Source organism: Patescibacteria group bacterium (assembly GCA_022560785.1).
GTDB lineage: Bacteria > Patescibacteriota > Minisyncoccia > Phycocordibacterales > JADFSL01 > JADFSL01.
This window is the reverse complement of the sequence record JADFSL010000021.1, coordinates 1-7,683: the sequence shown is the minus strand read 5'-3', so window position 1 is coordinate 7,683 and position 7,683 is coordinate 1. Positions and strand designations below refer to the sequence as shown.

The following is a 7,683-nucleotide window of genomic DNA, read 5'->3' as shown; positions in this document are numbered from 1 at the left end:
GCACAGTTACGTTAATAGTTGAAAATGTACCACCACCTCCACCCAACACTCCAACCTGCAGTCTCTCTGTGTCTCCACAAACCATTGAGGAGGGTAATGAAGCAACACTTTCTTGGACTTCAACAAATGCAAGTAGTGGCAGTATTGATAATGGAATAGGAAATATCTCTCCGGTTTCTAGTGGTTCAAAAACAATTTCTCCAGCAATATCTACTATATATAAAGCGACCTTCACGGGAGAAGGTGGTACGATAATCTGTACTGCAGAGTTGACGGTTGAAGACACTCCACCACCACCTGACAATCCAATCTGTACACTTACAGTTAACCCGACATCCGTTTCGGTAGGGGAAAATTCAATTATTTCCTGGACATCTGAAAATTCAAACACAGGTACTATAGATAACGGAGTTGGCTCAACCACTCCAGTATCCAGCGGCTCTACTACCATTACACCACCCATAACAACTATCTACACTGGCACTTTTATTGGTGATAATGGAACAACGACTTGTACTGCTACACTGACCGTGGCTACTGGTGGTGGAGGTGGAGGCGGAGGCGGAGGCGGAGGTGGCGGTGGCATTAACCAACCTAATATACATTTGTCACTAAAACAGGTGCCAAATGAACAGCCGCTCGCGTTTATATATTTAAGTCAAGTACCATATACCGGTTTCCCGGAGGGACCAATCGGACTTGCGCTTTTCTGGAGTCTTCTTATTCTCTGGAGTGGAGCAATAGCGTATTTTCTTACGGCGAGAAATTCAAAGCTAAACACTGTTGTATTGAAATCAGTAAGTAACGAAATGAATGATGAAATTTCAGATGAGCTGACTCACCCTGTCTTATATACTGAGGATAACTCTGCCGAAAATGGTTCACCTACTGTAAGTTTGGAAAAAGAGATAGAAGAGAAGGCACATGAAAAGAGAGTGTTAGTATCAAAGGAAGGCATTACTTATATTACTCAAATGGGCAAAGAGGATCGAGCCACTTCGCTTAAATTGTTGGAAGATGTAGTAGCTTCTGCACGATTATTGTATCCGCGAGAGGATGGGTGGCTTCATTTAAACAAAGATAGAGTTTCTGCGTTTTTAAATCTTGCATCTCATAATCCACAAAACACTGCTTCAATACATCAGATTACCACTACAAAAAAAGAACAAGGAGAATTGGGGATAGGTATTCCTGATGATGATTCCGTGCCGGTATTTGTAGGATGGCTTTGCGACCGGAAAGCAAGTACTATATTTAATTTTTTGAGAACCCTCAAATCAGGAGGATATTCCACAAGGGAATTTCTTGTTCGCGTAGTAGTTGCACTCGACGGAGTGCTACGACACCGGCTAGAAAATACACCTTCTGCTAGTGACTTTTTGCTTGAAAAGACATCTCAATTAAATGATAGTGAATTGGAGAAACTAATATCAACTCTGTCTTCTGGTGCTGATCACAGCTACAAAGACACACACTCCGGTATAAAAGTGGCACTTCTACGTGCTTTGGAAATTAAAAAGGAACAATAAGCGACAGTTTATTTTTTATCTTTTATCTCTTTTTTAAATTTCTCAATAAGTTTTTCTGTATTCTCACTGCCCAGATTTCCCTTATCTCTACTCTCAACCGTGACTTTCTTTTCTGCAACCTCTTTGTCTCCTATGACAAGCATATAGGGCACTTTTTCCAATTTTCCATGCCTAATTTTCTTTCCTAATGTTTCGTCACTGTCATCCAGTTCTACTCTTATACCACTTTCTTTCAGGGAGCTGTATACAACTTCCGCGAATTTTTTGTGAACATCACTTATTGGAAGTACTTTTACCTGAACAGGGGATAGCCATAATGGAAATGCGCCTCCATAATGCTCAATTAAAAAAGCCATTATACGTTCGATTGATCCAATTGATGATCGATGGATCACAAACACTTTTTTCTTGCTACCATCATTAGCGATGTAGGTCAGATCAAAGCGATCCGGCATACAAAAATCATATTGACAAGTAAATGCGGTATCCTCTTTGCCATTTACATTTTTCATCTGGATATCAATTTTAGGACCATAAAAAGTTGCTTCGTCTTTTACTTCTTCAAATTCACATCCTCTTTCCTTCATTAAATTACGCAATAGTTCCTCTCCTTTCTCCCATGCAGAGTCATTTTTGTAATATTTTTCCTTATTTTTTCTATCCCCAAGTGATAACCGATATCGGTAATCAACCCCAAATTTAAAACCAAATACTTCCACAGCGTACTCTATAAGATCAAGTGCTTTACCGAGTTCTTCCACTGCTTGTTCTTCAGAGGTGCAAAAAATGTGAGCGTCTGAAAGGCAGAACGTCCGTACTCTCTGAAGTCCCATTAATTCACCCGATTGTTCATAGCGATAGAGCTGAGAGAGTTCAGCGATTTTCATTGGTAGCTCTCGATAACTTCTTGGTTGCGAAAGAAAGAGTTGAAAATGATGTGGACAAGTCATCGGTCGTAATATAAATTCTTCATCGTCTATTACTATAGGCGCATACATCGAGTCTTTGTAATGGGGATAATGTCCTGATTTTTTATATAAATCGAGTTTAGCTATGTCTGGTGTTTGCACATGGAAATACCCTCTTTTTGTTTCTTCTTCAATGATGAAGTTCTCCAATTCTCGTTTCAGAATAGTCCCTTTTGGTAGAAACATTGGCAACCCTTTTCCCACCTCCGGGTCAATATAAAAAAGCCCAAGCGCAGGCCCCAACTTTTTGTGGTCTCTATCTTCCATACTATTTATTATTCAATAATAGCAAATCTGTATACATGGGCAAAGTTCGATTGCGCAGCTATAACATCTTTACTCTCTCAGCAATAATGCTTTTTTCATCATTTCTACCCGATAGCCTTCCTTTTACAGAGATACATTGTTGGGGTTTAAACAGATCATGATATTCTGAAAATATTTTGGGGAAGACAACAACTTCAATACTCCCGTCAAAATCCGCAACGCGGGCAAATACCATTGCATCTCCATTTTTGGTGCGAATTAGCTTTACCTCTTCTACTATTCCGGAGATGACAACAGTCATCCCTTCTTTAAATTCTGCTTTTATTTTTTCTATACTCCTGCCATTTGGACTAAGTTTATTTTTGTATGTATCAAGAGGATGTCCGGACACATACAGACCAAGAAGTTCTTTTTCCCACAGAAGTTTTTGTTCTTGACTGATTGGATTAGCTTTTTCCAGCAGTAATGTTTTGCCTGTAGGTTCTTCAGGAAGTTCTGCAAAGAGCGATTCATGACTGCTTTGTAGGAGTTTCGTGCTTTCTCTATTGTACTCAAGAAGTTGCCCAATGTGTTTGACCATAGTTCCCCTTTCTTCAAATTCATCGAGTGCTCCGCATTGTATGAGTGACTCAAGAGATTTTTTGTTGAGATTTTTGTCGATGATTCGCCCAAGGAAATCAGCAAGTGACGCATACCTACCATTTGTTTTCCTTTCTTGTATTATGGCATCAGCAATTCCATCACCGAAATTTTTTATTGAGTGTAGTCCAAAACGTATTTTATTTTCCTTCTCATCTTTGATAACAGCGAAATCCCCATAGCTTTCATTGATATCGGGTGGCAGAACTACAATCCCTATTCGAGTACATTCTCTAATAGTCTCTGACACTTTCTCTATGTCTCCCGAATCGGCAGTCAGAACTGCAGCCATGTACAGTGCGGGAAAGTTTGCTTTCATATATGCGGTTTGATATGCGACTTTTCCATAACTGGCGGCGTGCGCCTTATTGAATCCATACCCCTGAAACGGCTCAAACAATTTCCACAATCCTTCTGCTTCCTTTTTTTTCATATTGGAATGTTTCATGCACCCTGTTACAAAAATTTCATGCTGTTTTGCCATTTCTTCAGGAATTTTCTTTCCAACTGCCTTTCTAAATTTATCAACTGACTCCCAGTCGTACCCGGCAATTTCAAGGGCGGTAAAAAGTAAATCGTCTTGATAAACTAAAATCCCAAACGATTTTTCCAAAAATGATTTCATTTTTGGGTGATAATAAGTAATCGGTCGTCGACCATGCTTGCGTTCTATGTATTCAAGGATATTATTCATCGGTCCCGGTCGATACAGTGCCACCATAGCATTGATGTCGTGTATGGTAGTTGGCTTGAGCTCTTTGAGATATCGAGTCATCCCTCCACCACTTAACTGAAATAATCCGGCTGTTTCTCCTCTGGCAAGCATTTCAAACGTCTTTTTATCATCAAGGGGAATGTGTTCAATATTTATATCAACGCCACTGAATTTTTTTGCTCGACTGACAGCATCGGCAAGAATTGCAAGATTTTTTATTCCTAGAAAATCAAATTTGAGCAAACCAGTTTCCTCTACAGAATACATATCATACTGTGTAATGATTTTTCCTCCTTTTGGATCAAGCTGGAGCGGCACAAATTCTACAAGTGGCTTTGGGGCGATAACGATACCAGCAGCATGGACCGAAATATGTCGCGCCAAACCTTCAATTTTTTTTGCCAAATCCAATATTTTCTTCACATCTTTATTTTTTTTATAGAGGTCTTTTAGTTCTGCAACGAGACCAAGGGCTTTATCAATAGTCATAGGGAAACCCTGTGCACCTATAGGAATCAACTTTGCAATTTTGTCTCCAGTTCCATACGGATACTCAAGTGCTCGCGCGACATCTCTCACTGCGCCACGTGCCATCATGGTGCCGAAAGTTCCAATTTGAGCGACTCGGTCTTCACCATATTTTTCCTTTGCATATTGGATTACTTCATCTCGTCTATTATCAGCAAAATCCATGTCAATATCAGGTGGCGATGGACGGTATGGATTAAGAAACCGTTCAAACGGCAGCTCATATTCAATGGGATTGATATTTGTAATATCTGCAAGGTAAGAAACCATAGAACCTGCCGCTGAACCCCTTGTTGTTGTTAAAATATCATTATCATGAGCGTAACGTATCAAGTCACTCACAACCAGAAAATAGGAAGCATAGCCCTTACTTTGTATGACTTTAAGTTCGTATTCTATCCGTTTCTCAACTTCCTTTGTTTTCTTTATATTCTTTTTTTTTAAAGCTTTGTATACCATGTCACGGAGAACAGCATTTGGCGTATCGTTATTTTGTAATATGAGCTCAGGGAAAACCCATATACCCAATGTAAGGTTGAGGTTGCATCTTTTCGCAATATGTTCTGTATTTTCTATGGCTTCTGGTATATTTTTGAAATAGTTCTCAGCAGTCACTCCATCAATAAAAGAAAAATCCTCCTTACTCGTGTCTCTATTTCCACGTTCTCTAAAATCAATTCCCGCTTGTATTTTTATAAGAATCTCACGTGCCTTTTTATCCTCTTTTTTTATGTAATACACATCATGTGCCGCAACGAGTGGAATCCCCGATTCTTTTGAAAATGCAATAATAGATTTTTGCAACTCTTTTTGCCCCGCGATTTCTGGATGATGAGTAATTTCAAGATATACATTATTATTACTAAATGTTTTGGTATACCAGTTTGCTACCTCAAGCGCCTTTTCTTTATTTTTGTTTTTGAGCGCAGTGGCGATTTCTCCAGAAAAAGATGGAAGAATAGCGATTAATCCATCAGAATATTGTTCCAGCAATTTACGGTCTATCCTGGGTTTGTAATAAAATCCCTCAAGATGTGATTGTGTTACTAGTTTAAGTAGGTTTTTGTATCCTTTGTTGTTTTCTGCAAGGAGTACCACACGGAATCGCTGATTGTCTATGCCTGATTCTTTGTCAAATCGTGTGCGCAATGCAATATATGCATCAATTCCCAAAATCGGCTTTATATTTTCCGCTTTACATGTTTTGTAAAATTCAAGTGCACCGTACATGTTTCCATTATCAGTAAGAGCAAGCGCTGTCATTTCATGTTTTTTGGCTGCGGCTACAAGATCTTTAATTTTTGGAAGGGCATTGAGAAGACTGTAGTGGCTGTGAGTGTGTAAGTGTACGAATTTTGACATATCAATATTATATCAGAAAGCAAGAGTGTGCAGAGGTCAGCAGTTTGACATCGACCACAGCGAGCTGTGGTATTATCTAACTACGATGAAGCTCAAACGTGGAAGCGAAGCATACTATATAGGAGTTGATGAGGTGGGAAGGGGCCCCGTCGCTGGTGTTGTTACGGTTTGTGCTGTGGCGGTTCCAAAAGGAAAAAATAAAGCGTGGTTGAGAGGGATAAAAGATTCAAAAAAATTGACCAAACAGCAGAGAGAAGAATGGTTCGAGAAAACAATTGAGAAAAGAAATAATAGGACTATATATTTTGCGGTATCAAGTGTGGGGGTGAGGTATATAGATGTATCGGGTATAACGAAAGCTCTACGCATTGCAGTGGGGCGGTCACTTAATAAACTGAGGATCAAGCCCAGAGAGTGCCATGTGTTTTTGGACGGACTTTTGTATGCGCCGAGTAAATTTAAAAATCAAAAAACCATAGTAAAAGGAGATGAAAAAAAATCAATAATAGCGCTTGCTTCTATTATTGCCAAAGTGTATCGTGATAGAAAAATGGTGCGCTTAAGTAAATTGTATCCACATTATGGATTTGATGTGCATAAAGGATATGGCACCACGGCGCATTATAAAAGTATTAAGAAATATGGGATCTGTGAAATACATAGAAAAAGCTTCTTGAAATTGACAAACGGTCGTTAATTTTTTAATATTCTAAATGGATAAATAGGTAAAAACTCTAACGAAAAAGAGGATAGTGATGACGCATAAAAGTGAAGAAAAAGAAAGAGATGAACAAGAAGCTGAAGTAAGAAAATATTACGAAGATCCCAATAAACTGCAGGAGATTCTCAATAGGGGAACATACGAAGAACCAGTTTTATGCGGTTTTTGTAGAAGAAGTAGGCATATTAATGGTTGTGTCAAAACAGAAACGGGGAAAGATCCCGCTGGTGGTAAATGTAAGAAATTTTTATCTTCTGTTGCAGAATCTTCAATCGCGGATTTTGAAGAAAAGATAAAGACCTATCTTGGGGCTAATGGACTTCAGTGAGGTCAATAAAATATAAAATAGCGCTGGCATCTCTCCAGCGCTTATTTTTTAAAAAGAGTTGAAAACTTGCCATTTCAGCACAAATTGCGTACGATATCTCTATGTCAGTGAGAATGCGACACACAAAAGCGCACACCGCAAATAGGCGGTCACATCACGGCCTTGTAGAGCCACGTCTTTCGTTGTGCTCAAATTGTGGTGGTAGCCACATGAGACACAAAGTGTGTGAAAACTGTGGGCAATATCGTGGGAGAATTGTTATCGATGTTGCTGCAAAACTGGCTAAGAAGGAAAAGAAAGCTAAAGTGACAGCTTCCGTAAAAGACGGAGCCGCTTCAGGAGGGAAAAAAACTGCAACTGCAAAAGAAACCACATCAACTCAAAAAGAAAAAAAATAAATGAAAATTTATTTAGATATTGACCCCGTCCCGCCTCAGGCGAGACGGTTTTTTTTTGACCAAATGAACCTTATTATTAAATTTTAAACTTAATAATGCAGCCGAGAATAATCTTAAATAGCAAAAGATTTGAGTTAACCATCAACAGGTTGTGTTATCAACTTATCGAAAACCATGATAACTTTACCAATTCGGCTCTTATAGGATTACAGCCAAGAGGTATACACC

General features: G+C 39.0%; 6 protein-coding genes. 4 read left to right on the top strand and 2 right to left on the bottom strand.

Features of this window, described 5'->3' with window-relative positions; all coding sequences use genetic code 11:
• On the top strand, window positions 1–1,529 hold a 1,529-nt coding region (locus IIB50_02310; protein ID MCH7529928.1), incomplete at its 5' end, for a hypothetical protein.
• 8 nt (window positions 1,530–1,537) lie between these two features.
• Here IIB50_02310 and thrS read toward each other — a convergent pair.
• Both thrS and dnaE read right to left on the bottom strand, forming a co-directional pair.
• Window positions 1,538–2,764, bottom strand: coding sequence for a threonine--tRNA ligase (thrS, locus tag IIB50_02305; GenBank protein MCH7529927.1), 1,227 nt, complete (start codon window positions 2,762–2,764; stop codon window positions 1,538–1,540).
• Window positions 2,765–2,822: 58 nt separating this feature from the next.
• Window positions 2,823–6,008 (bottom strand): DNA polymerase III subunit alpha, encoded by a 3,186-nt coding sequence (dnaE, locus tag IIB50_02300; protein MCH7529926.1) that lies wholly within the window; start codon window positions 6,006–6,008, stop codon window positions 2,823–2,825.
• 85 nt (window positions 6,009–6,093) lie between these two features.
• Between dnaE and IIB50_02295 the strand changes: the two genes are divergently transcribed.
• The 3 genes from IIB50_02295 (at window position 6,094) to rpmF (ending at window position 7,455) form a co-directional block, all read left to right on the top strand.
• Window positions 6,094–6,705, top strand: coding sequence for a ribonuclease HII (locus IIB50_02295; GenBank protein ID MCH7529925.1), 612 nt, complete (start codon window positions 6,094–6,096; stop codon window positions 6,703–6,705).
• A gap of 58 nt (window positions 6,706–6,763) precedes the next feature.
• Window positions 6,764–7,057: a hypothetical protein gene (locus IIB50_02290; GenBank protein MCH7529924.1), complete on the top strand. Its 294-nt coding sequence runs from the start codon at window positions 6,764–6,766 to the stop codon at window positions 7,055–7,057.
• Window positions 7,058–7,158: 101 nt separating this feature from the next.
• Window positions 7,159–7,455 carry a 50S ribosomal protein L32 gene (gene rpmF / locus IIB50_02285; protein MCH7529923.1) on the top strand — a complete coding sequence of 99 codons (297 nt, stop codon included), beginning with the start codon at window positions 7,159–7,161 and terminating at the stop codon, window positions 7,453–7,455.
• The last annotated feature ends 228 nt before the right edge of the window (window positions 7,456–7,683 follow it).